Raw genomic sequence first — 20,181 nt, forward strand, 5'->3', positions numbered from 1 at the left:
AGACCTCCCTGTAACAAGTATATTTATGATTTTACTATAAGGGCCTAAATATATCTCAACATCCAATCAGCTGCGGTATGCTTTATCCAGTGGATTTGTTCCCCGACTGGCATTGTATGAGTTACAACCTGACTGTTTGAAAAAACAGGTTCCTCCTCTATTATTATTTGCTCTTTAACCCCCTGTGCCATCTCGTATAACTTTTCAGCCTTTTCAAAGGTCATCCAGTTGTCATGCTTACCGTGTACAAATAAATACGGACAATTGATTGTTCCTTGAGCCAATATGCTCATTTCATTTAAAAATTCATCAGCAGCCTTCCCACCTGTCTGGAAATCATACCATTCCCCTTTCTTCATCCATTGGGGAGTAATATTCTTGTCTACCTGCGTAATAAATAATGGAAACAGCGTCACACAAGATGAATGCCTTGAATCCATGGAAGAAGCCTTATAAGCATATCCTCCTCCCATACAAAGACCATAAGCTCCATAAGCCCTATTTTTGATGTCATCACGCTTATCCAGATAGTCGGGAATTAATGAAAAAGCACTGCTCAAATTATTGGCAGTACACTTTATATCTCCCATTAAGAGTGATTCTCCATTTCCGGGCATATCTGCAATAAACACAGCAATCCCCCGTTCTACAAGAGGCATTGCCAATGTATGCATTTCCTCCTTGCAGCTTCCAAGGCCTGAATATATAATGACACAAGGGCTTTTCAAATTATTACTCTTTTTAGGATGGTGCAGATAACAAAATAGGTTCTTATCTTGAAATGACAGTTCTATACACTCAACCTTTGTTTCCAAATATTGGACGCTTTTTCTATAGCAATCCCTATACATCCCGTAAACCCTTTTCTTCTCAGAAATCCCTGACAAGTTTATAAGGAAAACTGCATACCAACATTGTGCTGCATGAAAGAAATACTCCCTGGCCGATAAATAATTCCCGTGGATTTCTGCACTTTTGCCGAGGGATTCATATTTTTCAGCCTTTTTCTCCCATTCCTCAAACCAGGATTTCTCCAGCGATCTGGAGTTAATGTGATTTTTACCCTCAACCCTTGTCAATACATACTCAAGATCAATTGGGTTTACACCATATACAAGAAGTCTGGTAATTACAGGATTTAATATACTTCGTATAGTCCACTCCATATTTACCTCCCTGTTATCTTTTAATGATAATCGGTACTTCTTAGGGATTTGGAAAAGGTTTTTTAAATTATGTATATTTACTTTTTGTTTACATATTTATTTTATCGCTAAAAATGCAATTTGTCATTATACAAATCGCATCTTTATAGAAGAAGGATATTAATATATTGATTATTATAATTCTGCACTTATATTTGAGGATACGCCTCTTGCATACTCAATGATCTTCCTGGCAGCAAGTGCACCTTGGCCAACCGCTGTTGAGATTTGCTTAAAGCCTCCTGTGCAATCGCCTGCAGCAAATAAACCTGCCACATTGGTCTTTTGTTCCCTGTCCACATTGATAGAAGTACCTTCTGTTATTATTCCGAGTTTTCTGGCAAAATCCACACTGGAAGCACTTTCATTGGCTATAAAAATACCATCCAGCGTATCTTTTGCCCCGTCGTTAAAGCATATATACTGAAGATACTCTTCTCCCTCAAGCTTCAAAATGCTTTTTTCCACAACTTTAAGTCCCTTCGAGACATCCAAGTAATCATCGTTACACTGCAACTTCCGACCATTAGTGTATATTGTGATATCCCTTGTAAAAGCCTTAAGCTCCTCTGCTTCATGTAGGGCAAAATCTCCGCTGCCAAGAACACCTACTTTCAAATCTTTATAGAAGAATCCATCACAGGTGGTACAATAGCTTACACCGTTCCCTTCCAACTCCTTCAATCCTTCTATCTTAAGCTTTTTTTGAGGCTGCCCCGTCGCTATTAAAACTGTTCTTCCCGTATACTTGTTTTTAGTTGTTGTAACTTCAAAATTTTCACCCTTATTTATGCCTAAAACTTCTTCGCAAACAATCTCCGCTCCAAGTCTTAACACTTGCTGTTCGCCTGCTTTTAACAGTTTTTCCCCGCTTATAGTGCCGGTAAATCCAAAATAGTTCTCAATTTTTTCGGCCCTTGCTACTGCACCATCATCTTTTCCAATTACCAATGTCTTAAGGTTGGCTCTCACTGTATAAAGTGCTGCCGACAGACCTGCCGGACCTTTTCCCACAATAATTACATCATATATCATGGCATACTTCTCCATTTCCTTATGTTTACAAGTAATACTCAAGTATGATCTCCTGTTTCTTCAGCAAATCACAAACAGCATCTACAGCTCCTTCAGATCTTATGCTTGCATCGGGCTTGAAACTGTTGAAAGACGATTCATCTATGTTTATAATAAGTATTTCACTTGGCTGATTCAATAATTTAAGCTTTTCAGCTTCAAAATCATCCAGATTAAAGACCGATGTAATAAAAATTTGTCCCGAATCGGTAAATATCCTTGCCAGCTCACCAATCTGCCTTATATGCTCATCTCTACCCTCATAATCTGAAACCGTATCTGATACAAGCCCATGTAAAAGGCTGGAAATTCCCAGATAGTATGCTTTGTATTTCAGCTTGAATAACTTATTTTCCAATTCTTTGCCTATATCCTGTATCACTTTTTCATTTCCTTCATTACCTGAAGTAATAACGATAAACTTTGACTTGTGGCCATATGCATCTTCTCTCGCTTTAGATGATATTAGGCTTTTTTCCCATAAAAACTCCCTGTCTTTAATATGCTCCAGCAGTGTATTGTCAGAATCCGATACGCCTTCAAGAATAATCCCTCCACCCGAAATCTCATAATTATCCACTATTACAAATCTTCCTGTAAACTCAATTTCAGATATTGGATCAAAAGCTATGGGCTTAGTAGTTTCCAAAATGCATTCAGCCACATCATGTCTTTCAACCTGATCCTTATAGGTATCGATATTAAGTTCAGCTGCATCAATAATACTAAGTATCTCAACCAGCTTAACGGCAATTCTCATTGTTCCTATTTTCAGTTTGTAATTCTTATTTTTGATTAGCGGTGCTTTGCCCACCCAAAAGATGTTTACCCTGAAACGGGAGCTTACCTCCGGCAGCTTTTCATTTGCTTTAACCATTAACTCCCCGGGTTTAATATATATCTGCGTTGTTAAAGTCATTCCAACCGCCTCATCAGCGTAGGCAGTGCTCCTAGGCTTTACATTGAATCCCTCAATACTTTTGATAACGCTTCTCTTTTGAGAAGGTAAAAAAACAACCTCGTCTCCGGTGCTGACTGTGCCGCTCAAAATGGTACCTGCTACAATTCGCCTGTCATCACCCTCCTCGGTAAACTTGTAAATATCCTGAACAGGCATGCGAAGGGGAAGTTCCTGATTTTCCTTTTTGTTGATAAATCCATCCAATTGACTAAGTACGGTAGGCCCTTCATACCAATCTGTTTTAGGTGATCTTAGTGCAATGTTGTCTCCGTTAAAAGCACTTATGGGTATAAAGTTTACCGGTTTGATATTTATCTTGTTCAAAAACTCAGTAAATTCAGCAGTAATTGAGTCAAACACATCTTTATCGAAATTTACCAGATCCATTTTATTTACCAACACCACAACCTGACGAATTCCTAACATGGATACAATATGCCCGTGTCTCTTTGAGTTTTCCTTAATCCCTTCCTTGGCATCTATGACAAGAAGTGCCGCTTCAGCCCTTGATGCTCCGGTAACCATGTTTTTCAAAAATTCAATATGCCCGGGTGCATCTATAATTATATAATCCCTTTTATTTGTTTTAAAAAAGCATCTGGCAGTATCGATGGTAATTCCCTGTGCCTGTTCATCTTTTAATGCGTCCAGAAGAAAGGCATACTCAAAAGGTCTTGAATTCTTTCTGCAGTACTCCTTTACCGATTCAAGCTTGCCCTCGGGAAGAGAGTCTGTATCAGCTAATAGTCTTCCTATCACCGTGCTTTTTCCATGATCCACATGCCCTACTATAACAATGTTCATCTGTTCTCTAGTCACCATATTACATATACCCTCCCCTTCTTAAAGTCTCAAGCCCTCCGCCGTCATCCTTATCTTGTGCACGGCCTGATCTTTCTGCAACATTTGCAAATTTACCGCTCTTTAGTTCTTCAATAATTTCACTAACATTCCTCGCGGTTGATTCCACCGGAAAAGTACATGGATAGCACCCTAATGATCTGTATCTTTTACCGTTTCCCTGATCGAAATATAAAGAAGTGATGGGTATGTTCTCCCTTTCGATATATTCCCATATATTTAGTTCAGTCCAGTCAAGCAGCGGGTGAATTCTTATATGAGTTCCCGGAGCAAAATCCGTCTTAAACTGGTTCCAGAACTCAGGAGGTTGGTCTCCTACATCCCAGTCATTTTCTTTATCCCTTGGAGAGAAATAACGCTCTTTTGAGCGGCTCCCCTCTTCATCAGCCCTTACGCCTACGATAACTCCGGTATACTTTTCCCTGTTTGTATCAGGTATGTATTTGCCTGTTGTAATATCCATTATGTACCTATCCCACTCACCGGACAGTGTGTTCTTTAAAGCCTCTGATTTTAAGGCTTGGCAGCAGCTGATGCGGTCAACCTTTCCATCGGGAAATGTATTTTTTTCAGCCAGTGCCTTGCTGTTTTCACCGTATATCATAGTCAGCTTCCATTTCAGTGCAAGGTCGTCCCTGTACTTAATCATTTCCGGTATTTTAAAGTGGGTATCGATATGCACCAGAGGTATGGGCACATGTCCGAAAAATGCCTTCCTCGCCAGCCAAAGCAGCACCGTACTGTCTTTTCCAATAGACCATAACATACATATGTTTTTAAATTCCCTGTATGCTTCCCTTAATATATGAACACTTTGAGCTTCCAATTTATCTAAATGATTCATACCTCATCCTCCAATCTAATGTGAAGACCACATTCCTTTTTGTCCGGGTTCTCCCACCACCATCTTCCGCTGCGAACATCCTCGCCAGGCCTTACGGCCCTTGTACATGGCTGACAGCCGATGCTGGGGAAACCGTTTTTATATAAATTGCTGTATGGTATATTGTGCTTCTTTATATATTCCCAAACCATATCCTCAGTCCAAAAGGCTAAAGGATTTATTTTATATATGGAATGACTGCTGTCCCATTCGAAAATTTCTATCTCCTGCCTTGTCGCGGACTGGTCTCTTCTTAACCCGCAAATCCAGCCATCTACGGTGCTTAAAACTCTTTTTAGGGGTTTAACCTTTCTTATCTCACAGCATCTTTTTCTTTGCTCGACACTTTCATAAAAGAAATTCGGTCCATACTTTGACACTGCAGCTTCCAAGTCTTTGCTGTCAGGAGCATATACCTCATAATTGAAGTTATACCTTTGCATGGTCTCTGCCATAAGGTCATAGGTGTTTTGAAAATGCCTTCCTGTATCTAAAAAGAAAATTCGGGCTTTAGGGTTATTTTTAAGCAGAATATCGGTAAGAACCTGATCTTCAATAGAAAGACTCGATGCCAACACAATTTTTGAACTGCCTATTTCATTAATAACAAATCTTATAATATCTTCAGGGCTTTTTTTTACATACTCATTGTTTAGCTCAATTAAATTTAATTTACTCATTTATTTTCCCCTTCCATATAAAAATGTAATAGAGTTATCGCTTCTATCTGTCGATTAAATCACGTAATCCTCTGGTATAAATACCCTAAAATCTCTAGGTCTCACAAAAATATTTTGTTTTTCTTTAAGCCCAAGTTTCCTGTATTTCTCTTTGCTGATTTCCGCCTCAATATAATCTCCGCTGTCAAGCCTCCTTAGTTCCAGGTTTACTATGGGTCCTACAGCCCTTATAAAAACAATCTCTGCCCCAATAAATTCATTTCCTTTTGCATCAAGGCTTATTTCAATATCATGGGGGCGGATATAGCTAATTGCATTTTTATTTCTGGTTTCAGCGTGTTCCGGTACATCAAGCTTCATTGATCCTATTTCAACCTTCCCATTATGCACCCTTCCGTGGAAGAGGTTTACATTCCCCAAAAAATTATAAACAAAAGGGTTAACAGGATTATCGTACACCTCTTCAGGTGTACCTATTTGCTCTATCTTTCCTTTATTTAATATTACAATTCTATCTGCTACATCAAGTGCCTCCTCCTGATCATGTGTAACAAAAACACTTGTAATTGGGTATTCATCATGCAGCTTCCTGAGCCATCTTCGAAGGTCCTTTCTTACTTTTGCATCTAGAGCTCCAAAAGGCTCATCCAGCAGTAATACCTTCGGCTCAACAGCCAACGCCCTTGCAAGAGCAATTCTCTGACGCTGACCACCCGATAGCTGTGCAGGATAACGTTTCGCCAGTTCCTCCATCTTTACAAGGGAGAGCAGTTCATTCACCTTATTGTTAATTTCCTCCTTGTCAGGCCTCAGCTTAGAAGGTCTGACCTTCAAACCGAAAGCTATGTTTTCAAAAACATTCATGTGTTTAAATAATGCATAATGCTGAAAAACAAATCCAACTTTTCTATCCTGTGTACTTTTTCGTGTGTTATCTTCACCGTCAAAAATAATGTTTCCGCTGTCAGCCGTTTCCAACCCGGCAATTATTCTTAAAAGAGTTGTCTTCCCTGAACCTGACGGCCCCAATAGAGCCACCAGTTCTCCAGTGTTGATCTGAAGATTTATTTCGCTTAGTGCCTTAAATGAATCAAAGGACTTTGTTATATTGGAAATCTCAATACTCATAGCCATCCCTCCAGCTTAAAATTTAAATTTAGGAGTTATTTCCTCTGCCAAAGGAAAATCAATTACTCTTTCGGTATTGCTGACTAATCTTCCAGTCGGCAATATTTTTTATAATGAGATTTATAATAGCAATTATTGTTAGCAGTGTTGCAACCGCAAAAGCAGCAGAAAACTTGTATTCATTGTATAGAATCTCAACATGAAGGGGAAGTGTATTAGTAAGCCCTCTTATATGACCTGATACAACCGAAACTGCACCGAACTCCCCTGCTGCTCTTGCAGCTGTGAGCATTACCCCGTATAAAAGTGCCCATTTGACATTGGGAAGGGTTATAAGAAAGAATGTTTTTAAGCCGCTTGCCCCCAAAGTAAGTGCAGCCTCCTCTTCCGAGGTTCCCTGGACTTCCATTAAAGGAATCAATTCCCTGGCTACAAAGGGCATTGTTACAAATAAAGTAGCAATAACAATACCGGCAGGGGCAAATATCACCTTAATACCCAAAGCAGTAAGAATTGGAGCTAAAAGTCCATGACTGGTGCTGAAAAGCAAAACAAATATCAATCCTGCAACAACAGGGGAAATTGCAAAGGGTAAATCTATTATAGTAATTAGCAGGTTTTTTCCTTTAAACTTAAATTTAGCTACTGCCCAAGCTACTATAAGTCCAAATGCAGTATTTATGGGAACAACAATGGCTATTGTAAAAAGTGTCAGCTTTATGGCTTTCATAGCCATGGGATCACTGATTGCAGCATAGTACACACTTGCTCCCTGCTCAAAAGCTTTAATAAATACTGAAATGAGAGGAACCAGGAGCATTAGTACAAAAAACATTAGTGCAATTGTTGTTAAAACTATGGGGACGATTTTTGATTTACTTACCACTTTTCTACTATTTTGACTTATGATCTTAATATTTATAGGAATACTTCCACCCATATTTATCACTCCTACTTTTTTATTTATTTATGCCTGTTACTGGTCCACCATTGGAAGATATTGATGATTAAAAGCATTATAAAAGATACAACAAGCATTATGGCAGCAATAGCCGTACCACCTGCATAATCATATTGCTCAAGTTTTGTTCTTATCAATAACGGTGCTATTTCAGTCTTTAACGGCATATTGCCAGAAATGAAAACAACAGATCCGTATTCACCTAAAGCCCTTGCAAATGCCAGTGCAAAGCCTGTTATTACAGCTGGCAGCAATTCCGGTATGATAACCTTACGAAACGTTTGAAATCTTGTTGCTCCAAGACATGCTGCTGCTTCTTCTACTTCAAGATCGATACTTTGCAGCACCGGTTGAACTGTTCGTACTACAAATGGAAAACTTATAAATATTAATGCTATTGTAATTCCTATAGGAGTATAAGATATTTTTATACCCAATGTTGCAAAAAAGTTGCCTATCCAACCATTCTGGGCATAAAGCGTAGTAAGTGAAATGCCTGCAACAGCAGTAGGAAGTGCGAAAGGCAAATCTATGAGGCCGTCAATTATTTTTTTGCCGGGAAATGTATACCTCTCAAGAACCCACGCGATCAGCAGCCCAAATACAGCATTTATAGCGGCTGCCAAGAAAGAAGTACCGAAAGAAATCTTTAATGCAGACAATACTCTTTCTGAAGAAGCTATATCCCAAAATTTCGCGGACCCTATACCTGAGCTGTTAAGAAAAACCATTGATACAGGTATCAAAACCAGTAAGGTGATATAGATCAAGGATAATCCCATAGTTATTCCAAAGCCCGGTATAACACTTTTCTGCTTCAGTTTTAATGATCTTATTGTCAAATTCATTCACTCACCCCGATATGTAATTATATTAATCTTCCGGCTTACTCATTTATGCCTTGCATAAATGCGGTCAAAAATCCCTTCATCATCGAAATGCTCTTTTTGTGCCTTATTCCATCCTCCAAAAACTTCATCAATTGTAAAGAGCTCAATTTTGGGAAACTGTGAGTCATATTTCTTTGCAATTTCTTCATTTCTCGGCCTGTAATAGTTTTTTGCAGCTATTTCCTGACCTTCATCACTATACAGGTATTTTAGATATTCCTCCGCTGCATTTCGTGTTCCGTGCTTATCAACCACTGAATCTACAACAGTTACAGGCGGCTCAGCTAAAATACTTATTGAAGGGAATACTATTTCCAATTTATCTTTTCCAAGCTCATTGATGGAAAGGAACGCTTCATTTTCCCATGCTATGAGGACATCACCCATCTCACGCTCAACAAAAGTTGTAGTAGAACCTCTAGCACCGGAATCCAGTACTGGAACATTCTTATAAATTGCTTTTACAAATTCCTTAGCTTTTTCAGTGTCATTATTATTCTTTTTCAGAGCATATCCCCAAGCTGCAAGATAGTTCCAGCGTGCTCCCCCTGATGTTTTTGGGTTAGGTGTTATTACCTCCACATCAGGTCTTACAAGATCGTCCCAATCCTTTATGTTTTTGGGATTACCTTTTCTTACGAGAAAAACAATGGTTGATGTATAGGGTGTAGAGTTGTTTGGCAAACGTTTTTGCCAATCTTTATTAATTATTTCTTTATTTTTATTTATGGAATCGATATCATAAGCCAAAGCTAAAGTCACCACGTCTGCTTCGTTTCCGTCAATAACTGTTCTTGCCTGGCTGCCTGAACCGCCATGAGACTGCTGAATAGTCACATCCTGTCCCGTTTTATTCTTCCAGTACTTTGAAAAAGCTGTGTTATACTCCTGATATAATTCTCTGGTAGGATCGTAAGAAACATTTAAAAGCGTAACCGAATTGGTACCTGATGAATCACTCTGCTTTCCGCCGCAGCCGGTAAGTGCCAAAGCTATAGAGACCGAAATAGCAGTTACCAACATTTTTCTCACATCAAACTCTCTTTTTAGTAGTTTTTTAATTTTCATATTCATTCATATCACTCCTAATAAAATATTTAACCTACAGATTTTATATACCATTATCAATATATTAGTATTCTTATCATTTTAGTAGGTTTTTTTAGATTTTTTATGGGGCTAAGCCCCATATTTTTAATTCATAGTATTCTTATCTGTTTTATATGTAATAATTCTAATGCCATATGAAATATATGTCAATAGTTTTTCGAAATTTTTATCATAATATTTTGAAATGAAAATTAATACAATTTACAGATCCCCTTTAAGCCCTATATCCTCGGCAACCTTTTGCATTCCTTTTATAGTTTCTTCTATGAGGAAATCCAATTCCACTCCTAAAAGCCCTGCACCTTCTTCTATCACATCGCGGTTAACCCCTGCGGCAAAACCTTTCTGCTTCCACTTCTTTTTAACTGACTTGGTGCTCATATCTAGGATACTTTTATTAGGTCTTAAAAGTGCAGTTGCTACTAGACCTGTTAATTCATCAGTTGCATATAAAACCTTCTCCATTCTTTCTATAGGTTCAACATCGACGCATATCTTCCATCCATGGCTTTCAACTGCTCTTATATATTCCTCCGGCCAGTTGTTGGATGCCAGAATTTCCCTGGCTTTTTACAATGCTCCTGGGGATATTTTTCATAATCTATATCATGCACAAGCCCGATAATACCCCTTAATTCAATTTTTTTAACATCCAAGCCATATTCTCACCTAAGTTTATAAAAGTATGCTTACCTTCTTCATCATTTTGAACTTCACCGATATCTCTTGCGAGAGTCATATTCCAATAACTTGAAGTTGCAATAGGCATCTCAGCAATACCGAAGAAAAAATTTATTGCAGAATAAACAAAATTTGCCCCAGCACGTCTTACTGCTACCACAGGAGCACCTACCTTACGCTTTAGCAAACCGTTATTCGCCTTTGATACATAGCCACATCTGTCAATAAACGCCTTAACTTCGGAAGTTACATTGCTAAAATATGTAGGTGATCCAATGATAACTCCGTCAGCATCAAAAACCTTTTCCAATAAATCATTCAGTTTGTCATCATCTATAACACAGCGTTTGTTTTTATTTTTAAAACATCCTCCGCATGCCTTGCAACCATATAGAAGCATGCCTCCTAACTGAACATATTCAACCTCTATGCCATTCTTAACCAGTATATCCCCTACTATCTCGAGACTTTGCCTGGTATTGCCGTTTGCCCTTGGGCTGCCGTTAATCGCTATAACTTTCATATTCCCTATCAACTCCTTAATATTTATGCTATAAATTCTATAAAGAATTTCATGCGAAATCAAGTATCCATTATAAGTAAATTATAAATTTTGATAAAATTGCCTGATGAATAATCCTTGCTTATGGGCATAATAAACTCAAAAACATTTCCTTTATATAGGTTTGATTTTAAAAATATACTTTAAATATTTATGAAATTAGGAGTTGATTTTTTGAGTTATATATATCGTTTAAAATACAGGGTAGAAGATGAGGGTTATATTAATGCTGTTAAATATATATTCCAAGTATTCTGCTGCAGTGTTCACGACTTTTTAACAGATACGGTTTTGGACCTTAAATACAGCAGGAGAATTTTGCGAGGTAATAACAAATCCAGGTATAAACATCTTGGAGCAAATGATGTATATCACACAAAATATTCTGCAATGCCATTAATATTCAGAAATATCTCAATAGACCCTCAAGATGTGCTGGTTGATGTAGGATGTGGTAAAGGCAGGGTAATTAATTACTGGCTTAGCCAAAAATACAAAAATGAAATTATCGGGCTGGAACTGGATCCGGAAGTTGCAAAACAGACACAATCACAATTTTCCAAATGGGAAAACGTAAAGATAGTTCCAGGTGATGCTATATTAAATCTTCCTCATTCAGGAACAGTTTTTTATTTTTATAATCCTTTTACAGAAGAAAAGGTCAGAGAATTTGAGCGGCAAGCTGCTCAATTATCCGAACGGAAAGCAATAAAGATAATATACTACAACCCTAAGAGCATTCATGTATTTAACAACAATAACTGGGATATTGTTGCAATAAATTTTGAAAAAGACTATGGAATTAAAAGATGGGGAAGGATTAATAAATATCATGACTTAGCAATAATAACCAATCGAACCTGCGATTAACAAAGAAATGAGCATTATGACTAAAAGGAGTAAGTTTATATGAATATAGAGCAGCAAAAGCACTTTAAAAAACCACCCCAATCATACTGGATGGAATCCACTTCCCAACCTGAGTTTCCGGTTTTAAATGAAGATATAAAAGCTGATATAGCAATTATTGGCGGCGGATTTGTGGGGATCTCCACTGCCTATTTGCTTAATAAGCATGGAATAAGGGTTGCAATCCTTGAGGCTGATCATATTCTTCAGGGTACTACCGGCCATACCACTGCAAAGATCACCTCACAACATGGTTTGATATATAGCAAGATAAAAAGCCAAATGAGCGATGAATTGGCGAAACAGTATGCAGATGCAAACGAATCGGCAATCAGGATGATTGAGAAGATAGCAATTGAAAATAAGATTGAATGTGATTATATCCCCCAATCTGCCTATGTATACACGTTACAAAACGACTATGTTGACAAGATAGATGATGAAGTAAAGGCAGCCTCTTCCCTAGGTATAAAAGCAAGTTTTCTCGGAGAAACGCCTTTGCCTTTTCCTGTAAAAGCAGCTATCCGTTTTGATGATCAGGCACAATTTCATCCACGAAAATTCCTGCTCCCTCTAGCTAAGAAAATAACAAGTAACGGCAGCCAAATTTTTGAACAAAGCAGGGTTGTTAATATTGAAGAGGATGGGGATTATATTTTAATTACCGGTCATGGAAAAAAGGTTACTGCAAAGAAGGTTATCATCGCGTCCCATTATCCATGTTACAACAAAGCTGGCATGTATTTTTCAAGAATATATCCTGAACGGTCATATGTGGTTGCGATCAAAGTGAAGGAAAAATACCCGGGTGGGATGTATATTACCGCTGAAGATCCAGGACGTTCACTCCGTAACCAAATGTCCAAACTCGGTGAACTTATTTTGGTAGGCGGAGAGCACCACAAAACCGGGCAAGGTGAGGATACCGTCAAGCACTATGAGGCATTAATTGACTTTGCAAATGAAACCTTTACTGTAGAAGATATTCCTTATCGCTGGTCTACTCAAGATTGTATGACTTTGGATGACATTCCCTATGTAGGGCATTTCACGTCAGAAACCCCCGATATGTATATTGCTACAGGTTTCGGCAAGTGGGGAATGACTAACAGTATAGCCTCTGCAATAATACTTAGCGAATTGATAGTTAAAGGCAGCAGCCCTTGGCAGGATGTTTATAACCCCTCCCGGCAGACAATAGCTGCTTCTGCCAAAAACTTTGTTGTTGAAAATCTCAATGTTGCAAAAGAGCTTATATCCGGTAAAATATCTTCTCAAAAGCAGGATGTAGATATTCAGCCTGGAGAAGGTAAAATCATTGAAGCAAATGGCCAAAGAGCAGGGGCATATCGGGATGAGCAAGGTACTTTGCATGTTGTAGACACAACATGTACACATATGGGATGTGAGCTAAATTGGAACTCGGCAGAAAAATCATGGGATTGTCCCTGCCACGGCTCTAGGTTCACTTATGAAGGAGATGTTGTTGAGGGACCAGCGGTAAAGCCATTAAATGTTCACAAGGATGTAAATACTATTGAAAAGCTTTTAAAAGATGATTTTTAGAACTATACACTTATAGCAAATACATTTTACCAAACAAAATTTTAATATAAATTCTAGTATAAAAAAGAACTAATCAGAAATTAGTTCTTTTTTATACACTAAGCTTCATCTTGATTTGATTCCTTAGGTAGTGAAAGAATGAATTCAGTACCTTCATTTATTTTACTTTGAACCTCTATACGACCTTTATGAGCCTCGGTAATAGCTTTCACAATAGTAAGTCCGATACCCGAGCCGCCTGTAAATCTGTTTCTGGATTTATCCGCCCTATAAAATCTTTCAAATATAAACGGCAAGTCTTCTTCCGGAATTCCTGGACCATTATCCTTAACACTTATCTCGGTTATATCCTCTGCTCCTTTAACGCTTATATTTACCGTTCCGCCGCCAGGCGTATACTTTAATGCGTTAGATATAAGATTTATAGCCACTTGGCTGATTTTGTCCTTGTCTGCAATAACATCTTCACTCTCTCCCTTAAATACGATTTGGATGTCTTTATTTTTGAACTCCGGTTCAAAGTTTCGAATAATGCTCTGTATAAGCTTCGAAATATCAAAGCGTGTTTTATTCAGAACAAGAGTTTCACTCTCATACTTGGCTAGCTTTTCAAGATCTCCCACCATTTTATTGATTCTGATTATTTCCTCATGGCAGCTTTTTAGCCTATTTGCATCAGGCTTCCAAATGCCATCTATCATTGCCTCCATATGGCTTTGCAAGGTTGCAAGGGGAGTCCTAAGCTCGTGTGCCACGTCAGCACCAATCCTTTTTCTTAGTATTTCCTGCTTTTCAAGGGTTCCCGCCAAATTATTGATTGTAGATGTAAGCTGACAAATTTCCTTTGTATTTGACCGTTCTAAAACCCTATCTGAAAAGTATCCTTTGGCAATTGACTGTGCACTTCTTATTACTCTTGATATAGGGGAACTTAGTCTCCTTGCTATTATACTTCCCAATACAAGAGAAAACAGCATTGAAAAAATGCCTATTCCTATAAGCAGTTTATTTAATGTATTTATAAAAGCAAGGTCATTATCACTAAGGTAGTATGGACCATATGAACCTATTTGTACTTCTCCAACCTTAGTAAATCCACTATTCACACCATATGGAATCTCGGTATACGTTCCTTTCATATGAGGATAACGGCTGCTCACGTTTTGAGCCATATGTTCTATAATCCGCTGGCACATGCCATTGTTATGAACTGTTGCATCCCAAATCATCCTTCCATTTATATCCTTTAATTTTATTATCAATCCATTTTCAAGTGCTCTTACGCCAATAGTCTCAATCATTTCCATATCCCACTTGCCGCTATTCCGGTACTGGTGGCTGATTGAAGATATAACATCCTTGTTTTTTTGTTCCTGATTATACTTAACATATTCTCTAAAATACTTATCAAGAAACAAATTAGTTATAGCCATTATAAGTACTACACTTATGAGAGCAACAATTGCGTATGAAAAGGAAAGTTTTACTCTTAAGCTATATTTCACGTTCCTTCCCCCTTTTTAGGTTTTATTCCCCATCAAACCGATAACCTATACCATGAACTGTCAAAATATATTTTGGTACTTTAGGGTCAGTTTCTATTTTTTGTCTTAAGTTTTTAATATGGGTATCCACTGTTCTGTCAAAGCCCTTAAAATCATCTCCTAATGCTATGCAAATCAATTCTTCCCTGGTAAAAGTCTTTTTCGGGTATTTTACTAGAGTCATAAGAATCTTAAACTCATTAGGTGTAAGGTTTACTGTGTTGTTATTTTTTCGAACTTCATATTTCAGGTTATCTATTACTAGGTCATCATTAAACGATATAATATTGGAAAGGGGCACAGGATCTTCAGCTGCTCTCCTTAACACTGCCCCAACTCTTGCAACAAGCTGCTTTGGGCTAAAAGGTTTGGTTATATAATCATCAGCACCAATATCAAGTCCCTTAAGAATATCCTCTTCTTCCACTTTTGCAGTAAGCATTATTATAGGAACCCTCGATTGCTTTCTTATTGTTTTGCAGATTTCCTCTCCCGACATATCCGGAAGCATTAAGTCTAAAACTACTAAAGAGGGCTCTACTCTCTCAAACATACTAAGTGCCTGATCCCCATTATATGCCTCATGGACTTCATACCCACTATGTTCAAGATAAGACTTTACCACTTCAACAATCTTTTCTTCATCATCAACCACCAATATCTTTTTCCCAAAGTTAACCATATCATCAACCTCCGAGGAATATTTCGTCATAGTCATATAGTAATATTAACATTTTCCGTTTCATAAGAAGAAGGCTCCTCTAGAATAATTTTATTTTCTTTAGCTGTATGTGAATAGTCTCAATAATTCTTTGAATATATATTCATCAACCAGCATTTCGATTTGTAATGTATATTTACCAATACCTGATTAAATTATAAGCGGCAGCTTGAAGCAATTATATAAAATATTTATGAAGATTTAATGAAGAAAAATCATTATTGATTTTAAATTCCTAAATTCCATACCTATAACTCCATATGGTTTTGAATTTTTGTAATACGAATGTACCACAGTTATCCATTTAATACAAGTGCCAGTAGGATTGAAACGGGCAGATTTGCACATACTATTAAATACAATGTTAAATTGTTTAACTATGTTAAAAGTGATAAATCTATTACATTTGTCTGTCGCAAATCCCGTTGAACCGTTCGTTATTCGCTTCGCCAAATGTAAGATTATTAACACTTTTAACTAGAATAAAATAGGAGGATATTTGAATGGGCAATAAATCGGTTGAGATAATGTCCGCAATGACTACAACCTCACAAGAAATTACCCCCGATATACTGGTTATGAACTTTACGGTTGTAAGTGCCTGTTTAGTTGGAAATCCAAATAGCAATAAGGGTGAGTGGGTGCTTGTAGATGCAGGGCTGGAAAATTCAGCAGACTTCATATTGCAGTCTGTTGAGAAGCGTTTTGGCAAAGATGCTCGACCCCAAGCTATTATTCTAACCCATGGACACTTTGACCACGTTGGGTCGGTTATTAAGCTCTCTGAATTATGGGACGTTCCAGTATACGTCCACCAACTAGAAATACCTTATGTAACAGGAAAGAAAGATTACCCTGTTGCAGACCCTACGGTAGATGAGGGTTTGGTAGCAAAAATGTCGCCAACCTTTCCACATACAAGTATTGATATAAGTTTTCGTGCTGTAGCTCTTCCTAATGATGGTAGCGTACCAGGCATGTCTGGCTGGAAATGGATACACACCCCAGGTCATACCGAGGGACATGTTTCGTTATTCCGTGAGAAAGATCGTGTGCTTATCGTGGCAGACGCTTTTTCTACGACAAAGCAGGAGTCTTTATTATCTGTAATGATGCAACGCGAGGAAATTAGCGGTCCCCCAAAATATTTGACTACAGACTGGATAGCAGCAGAAAAATCTGTAAAAACACTCATGGATTTAAAACCTTCATTGGCGATTCCGAGTCATGGAAAACCTTTGAAAGGAGAAGAGCTTTCAAGACATTTAGAAATGCTTGTTAATCACTTTGATGAAATCGCTAAACCTGAACAAGGACGATTTGTTAGCAAACAATAATCAATAATAGCTTTAATCTTATAAATCTTGGTCATTTTATTTAATCACTATTTAACAAAACCCCGAAGTGTTTTGCAACCTTGATCGTTGTCGTGAAAAATTGTAGCGTAGTATACGCCAACAAAATAAAGAGCAAGATGGTTTATTTTCCACCTTGCTCTTATTGTTCTGTGTTTAGATGTTAGACAAATTTAACATTAATCTCAACATTCCCATACGCTATAGTGAAAGTGCCAAAGGGTACTTAAATTACTTCTGCCCCAAATCTCCCTCTTTACGCACAGCTGCCTGAGCTGCAGCAAGTCTAGCTATAGGCACGCGGAATGGTGAACATGATACATAGTTCAAACCAACTCTATGGCAGAACTCAACTGAAGATGGATCTCCTCCGTGCTCTCCGCAAATACCGAGCTTAATATCAGGTCTTGTTTGTTTACCAAGTTTAACCGACATTTCAACTAGCTTACCAACGCCAGTCTGATCAAGCCTTGCAAACGGATCGGATTCATATATCTTTTTGTTGTAATATTCCTCAAGGAACTTACCTGCATCATCACGGGAAAAACCGAATGTCATCTGTGTCAAATCGTTTGTACCGAATGAGAAGAATTCAGCTTCCTTAGCGATTTCATCAGCTGTCAATGCAGCTCTTGGAATCTCTATCATTGTTCCGACTTTATATTCAAGCTTAACGCCTGCATTCTTTATAACTTCGTCTGCTGTTTTAACAACAACATCTTTAACATATTTCAATTCTTTGATTTCGCCTACCAACGGAATCATTATTTCAGGTACAACATTCATACCCTTTTTATTTACGTTTATGGCAGCCTCTATAACGGCTCTTGTCTGCATTTCAGCGATTTCAGGATAAGTAACCGCCAAACGGCATCCTCTGTGACCCATCATTGGGTTGAACTCATGTAGATCAGCTACTATACCCTTCAAGTCTTCGAAAGTAAGACCCATTTCTTTAGCAAGGGCTTTGATATCTTCGTCAGCCTGTGGTAAGAACTCATGAAGCGGTGGATCCAGGAATCTTATAGTTACAGGATAGCCCTTCATTTCAGTAAATAGTCCTTCAAAGTCGCTTCTTTGCATTGGGAGAAGCTTATCTAATGCTTTTCTTCTCTGCCCTTCAGTCCTTGCAACAATCATTTCTCTCATTGCAGGAATTCTATCAGCTTCGAAGAACATGTGCTCTGTACGGCAAAGACCTATACCTTCTGCACCAAACTCCATAGCCTGTTTAGCATCTGCAGGTGTATCAGCATTTGTCCTAACCTTTAGTGTACGGATTTCATCTGCCCATCCCATTAACTTGGCAAAATCGCCAGTCATCTCAGGCTCAACAGTTGGAAGCTTTTCACCATAAACATTACCAGCTGAACCGTCGAGGGATATCCAATCTCCTTCAACATATTTCTTGCCGTTTTTATCCAAGAAATACCTTTCTTCTTCATTTATTTTGATTTCACCACAGCCAGCTACACAGCAAGTTCCCATACCACGAGCAACAACGGCAGCATGTGAAGTCATACCTCCGCGGCCTGTAAGGATACCTTCTGATACATGCATACCTTCGATATCTTCAGGTGAAGTTTCAAGTCTAACAAGTATAACCTTCTTTTCTCCAGCTTTATATGCATTAACAGCATCTTCAGCTTCAAAATAAACCTTACCTGTAGCAGCTCCCGGTGATGCAGGCAAACCTTTTGCAACAGGAACAGCAGCTTTAAGAGCTTTTGGCTCAAAGTTTGGATGTAAAAGAGCGTCTAGCTGCTTAGGATCAACCTTCATAATTGCCTCTTCCTTGGTAACCATTCCCTCTTCAACCAGATCAACAGCTATCTTTAAAGCTGCAGCAGCAGTTCTCTTACCATTTCTTGTCTGTAGCATGAACAGCTTACCTTTCTCAATGGTAAACTCCATGTCCTGCATGTCTCTATAGTGCTTTTCCAATTTGTCCGCTATATTTAAGAATTGATTGTATGCTTCCGGATTGATTTCTTTTAATTGATCAATTGACTGAGGGGTTCTGATACCTGCAACAACGTCTTCACCCTGTGCATTCATCAGGAATTCTCCGTAGAGCTTCTTTTCACCTGTAGATGGATTTCTTGTAAAGGCAACACCTGTTCCAGAATCGTTACCCATGTTACCGTATACCATTTCCTGAACGTTAACCGCAGTACCCCAGTCACCAGGGATATCATTAAGCCTTCTGTATACGATAGCACGCGGGTTGTCCCAGGAACGGAAAACCGCTTTTACTGCTTCTAAAAGCTGTGCCTTTGGTTCCTGTGGGAAATCAAATCCCTTTTCCTTTTTGAACAACTCTTTATATCTCTTAACAACTTCTTTGAGGTTAGCTGCAGTCAAATCTGTATCGAAATGAGCATTGTTTTCTTCTTTTACCTGATCAAGAATTTTTTCAAACTTAGGCTTATCAACTTCCATAACAACATCGCTGAACATCTGAATAAATCTTCTATAACTGTCATATGCGAATCTTTCGTTATCTGTAAGCTTTGCTAAGCCTTCTACAACTATATCATTAAGACCAAGGTTTAGAATTGTGTCCATCATACCTGGCATTGAAGCCCTTGCACCGGAACGGACAGATACGAGAAAAGGATTTGAAGGGTCACCGAATTTTTTCCCTACAATCTCCTCTGTTTTTGCCATCATAGCATAGATTTCATCTTCAATTTCTTTAGAAACTACTTTACCATCTTCATAATACTTTGTACAAGCTTCTGTTGTAACGGTAAACCCTCTCGGAACCGGAAGTCCTAAACCAGTCATTTCAGCCAGGTTTGCACCTTTACCACCAAGCAGGTTTTTCATCGAAGCATTACCTTCGCTGAATAAATATACATACTTTTTCATTCCAAAAACCTCCCGTATTTATTGATTATTATATTAAGTAGAAAGAAAGATGTTTGTAATAGTACACCTTCCGTAATTCACAGGATGAGCTTCCAAACTAAATCGCAAAAGTATTACAATAAAGCATTATGATATGTAGATATATTAAAATCAACAATCCTTATTATAACATATAATTTATAATTTTCATTATATTTTTATTAAATTTCAAATTAT

The 20,181-nt window shown here is 38.0% G+C and carries 16 protein-coding genes and 1 pseudogene; 3 read left to right on the top strand and 14 right to left on the bottom strand.

The features are described from left to right. Positions 1–44: 44 nt before the first annotated feature. The 11 genes and pseudogenes from VIO64_RS19820 to VIO64_RS19870 form a co-directional block, all read right to left on the bottom strand. Positions 45–1,166: an alpha/beta hydrolase gene (locus tag VIO64_RS19820; protein ID WP_331921477.1), complete on the bottom strand. Its 1,122-nt coding sequence runs from the start codon at positions 1,164–1,166 to the stop codon at positions 45–47. A gap of 174 nt (positions 1,167–1,340) precedes the next feature. After that, positions 1,341–2,237 carry an NAD(P)/FAD-dependent oxidoreductase gene (locus VIO64_RS19825; protein WP_331921492.1) on the bottom strand — a complete coding sequence of 299 codons (897 nt, stop codon included), beginning with the start codon at positions 2,235–2,237 and terminating at the stop codon, positions 1,341–1,343. Between the two features lie 28 nt (positions 2,238–2,265). Continuing rightward, positions 2,266–4,062 carry a GTP-binding protein gene (locus VIO64_RS19830; RefSeq protein ID WP_331921478.1) on the bottom strand — a complete coding sequence of 599 codons (1,797 nt, stop codon included), beginning with the start codon at positions 4,060–4,062 and terminating at the stop codon, positions 2,266–2,268. A gap of 1 nt (position 4,063) precedes the next feature. Next, positions 4,064–4,945 carry a sulfate adenylyltransferase subunit CysD gene (cysD, locus tag VIO64_RS19835; RefSeq protein ID WP_331921479.1) on the bottom strand — a complete coding sequence of 294 codons (882 nt, stop codon included), beginning with the start codon at positions 4,943–4,945 and terminating at the stop codon, positions 4,064–4,066. After that, a complete protein-coding gene (locus VIO64_RS19840; protein ID WP_331921480.1) occupies positions 4,942–5,664 on the bottom strand; it encodes a phosphoadenylyl-sulfate reductase in 723 nt (240 codons plus the stop codon). The genes cysD and VIO64_RS19840 overlap by 4 nt, the downstream gene beginning before the upstream one ends. Positions 5,665–5,718: 54 nt before the next feature. Further along, complete coding sequence (locus tag VIO64_RS19845) at positions 5,719–6,792, bottom strand: sulfate/molybdate ABC transporter ATP-binding protein (protein WP_331921481.1); 1,074 nt, start codon at positions 6,790–6,792, stop codon at positions 5,719–5,721. Positions 6,793–6,850: 58 nt separating this feature from the next. Beyond that, positions 6,851–7,732: a sulfate ABC transporter permease subunit CysW gene (gene cysW / locus VIO64_RS19850; protein WP_331921482.1), complete on the bottom strand. Its 882-nt coding sequence runs from the start codon at positions 7,730–7,732 to the stop codon at positions 6,851–6,853. Positions 7,733–7,755: 23 nt separating this feature from the next. Next, entirely contained in the window at positions 7,756–8,601 is an 846-nt protein-coding gene (gene cysT, locus VIO64_RS19855) for a sulfate ABC transporter permease subunit CysT (protein WP_331921483.1), read from the bottom strand. Between the two features lie 42 nt (positions 8,602–8,643). Further along, positions 8,644–9,666 (bottom strand): sulfate ABC transporter substrate-binding protein, encoded by a 1,023-nt coding sequence (locus VIO64_RS19860; protein ID WP_331921493.1) that lies wholly within the window; start codon positions 9,664–9,666, stop codon positions 8,644–8,646. Positions 9,667–9,954: 288 nt separating this feature from the next. Continuing rightward, a pseudogene (locus VIO64_RS19865) lies at positions 9,955–10,391 on the bottom strand (hydrolase); the annotation flags it as partial. Continuing rightward, complete coding sequence (locus tag VIO64_RS19870; RefSeq protein WP_331921484.1) at positions 10,385–10,957, bottom strand: flavodoxin family protein; 573 nt, start codon at positions 10,955–10,957, stop codon at positions 10,385–10,387. The pseudogene VIO64_RS19865 and the gene VIO64_RS19870, both read right to left, overlap by 7 nt. 213 nt (positions 10,958–11,170) lie before the next feature. On the opposite strand from VIO64_RS19870, the gene VIO64_RS19875 reads away from it, so the two are divergent. Together VIO64_RS19875 and VIO64_RS19880 are read left to right on the top strand one after the other, a co-directional pair. Next, complete coding sequence (locus VIO64_RS19875) at positions 11,171–11,866, top strand: class I SAM-dependent methyltransferase (RefSeq protein WP_331921485.1); 696 nt, start codon at positions 11,171–11,173, stop codon at positions 11,864–11,866. Positions 11,867–11,905: 39 nt separating this feature from the next. After that, positions 11,906–13,471: an FAD-dependent oxidoreductase gene (locus tag VIO64_RS19880; protein ID WP_331921486.1), complete on the top strand. Its 1,566-nt coding sequence runs from the start codon at positions 11,906–11,908 to the stop codon at positions 13,469–13,471. Positions 13,472–13,569: 98 nt separating this feature from the next. On the opposite strand, the gene VIO64_RS19885 is transcribed toward VIO64_RS19880, so the two are convergent. Together VIO64_RS19885 and VIO64_RS19890 are read right to left on the bottom strand one after the other, a co-directional pair. After that, positions 13,570–14,976: a sensor histidine kinase gene (locus VIO64_RS19885; protein ID WP_331921487.1), complete on the bottom strand. Its 1,407-nt coding sequence runs from the start codon at positions 14,974–14,976 to the stop codon at positions 13,570–13,572. Between the two features lie 22 nt (positions 14,977–14,998). Next, complete coding sequence (locus tag VIO64_RS19890) at positions 14,999–15,697, bottom strand: response regulator transcription factor (RefSeq protein ID WP_331921488.1); 699 nt, start codon at positions 15,695–15,697, stop codon at positions 14,999–15,001. 542 nt (positions 15,698–16,239) lie between these two features. Between VIO64_RS19890 and VIO64_RS19895 the strand changes: the two genes are divergently transcribed. Then, complete coding sequence (locus VIO64_RS19895) at positions 16,240–17,073, top strand: MBL fold metallo-hydrolase (protein WP_331921489.1); 834 nt, start codon at positions 16,240–16,242, stop codon at positions 17,071–17,073. A 249-nt stretch (positions 17,074–17,322) separates the two neighbouring features. On the opposite strand, the gene ppdK is transcribed toward VIO64_RS19895, so the two are convergent. Next, complete coding sequence (ppdK, locus tag VIO64_RS19900; protein ID WP_331921490.1) at positions 17,323–19,965, bottom strand: pyruvate, phosphate dikinase; 2,643 nt, start codon at positions 19,963–19,965, stop codon at positions 17,323–17,325. Positions 19,966–20,181 lie beyond the last annotated feature (216 nt).

Origin of the sequence: Pseudobacteroides sp., assembly GCF_036567765.1 — a bacterium.
Classification (GTDB): Bacteria; Bacillota; Clostridia; order Acetivibrionales; family DSM-2933; genus Pseudobacteroides.

Bases quoted from the DNA above. Each gene is read 5' to 3' on its own strand.
- VIO64_RS19820 (WP_331921477.1), bottom strand. From the start codon at position 1,166: ATGGAGTGGACTATACGAAGTATATTAAATCCTGTAATTACCAGACTT.
- VIO64_RS19830 (WP_331921478.1), bottom strand. From the start codon at position 4,062: ATGGTGACTAGAGAACAGATGAACATTGTTATAGTAGGGCATGTGGAT.
- cysD (WP_331921479.1), bottom strand. From the start codon at position 4,945: ATGAATCATTTAGATAAATTGGAAGCTCAAAGTGTTCATATATTAAGG.
- VIO64_RS19840 (WP_331921480.1), bottom strand. From the start codon at position 5,664: ATGAGTAAATTAAATTTAATTGAGCTAAACAATGAGTATGTAAAAAAA.
- VIO64_RS19845 (WP_331921481.1), bottom strand. From the start codon at position 6,792: ATGAGTATTGAGATTTCCAATATAACAAAGTCCTTTGATTCATTTAAG.
- cysW (WP_331921482.1), bottom strand. From the start codon at position 7,732: ATGGGTGGAAGTATTCCTATAAATATTAAGATCATAAGTCAAAATAGT.
- cysT (WP_331921483.1), bottom strand. From the start codon at position 8,601: ATGAATTTGACAATAAGATCATTAAAACTGAAGCAGAAAAGTGTTATA.
- VIO64_RS19860 (WP_331921493.1), bottom strand. From the start codon at position 9,666: ATGTTGGTAACTGCTATTTCGGTCTCTATAGCTTTGGCACTTACCGGC.
- VIO64_RS19870 (WP_331921484.1), bottom strand. From the start codon at position 10,957: ATGAAAGTTATAGCGATTAACGGCAGCCCAAGGGCAAACGGCAATACC.
- VIO64_RS19880 (WP_331921486.1), top strand. From the start codon at position 11,906: ATGAATATAGAGCAGCAAAAGCACTTTAAAAAACCACCCCAATCATAC.
- VIO64_RS19890 (WP_331921488.1), bottom strand. From the start codon at position 15,697: ATGGTTAACTTTGGGAAAAAGATATTGGTGGTTGATGATGAAGAAAAG.
- VIO64_RS19895 (WP_331921489.1), top strand. From the start codon at position 16,240: ATGGGCAATAAATCGGTTGAGATAATGTCCGCAATGACTACAACCTCA.
- ppdK (WP_331921490.1), bottom strand. From the start codon at position 19,965: ATGAAAAAGTATGTATATTTATTCAGCGAAGGTAATGCTTCGATGAAA.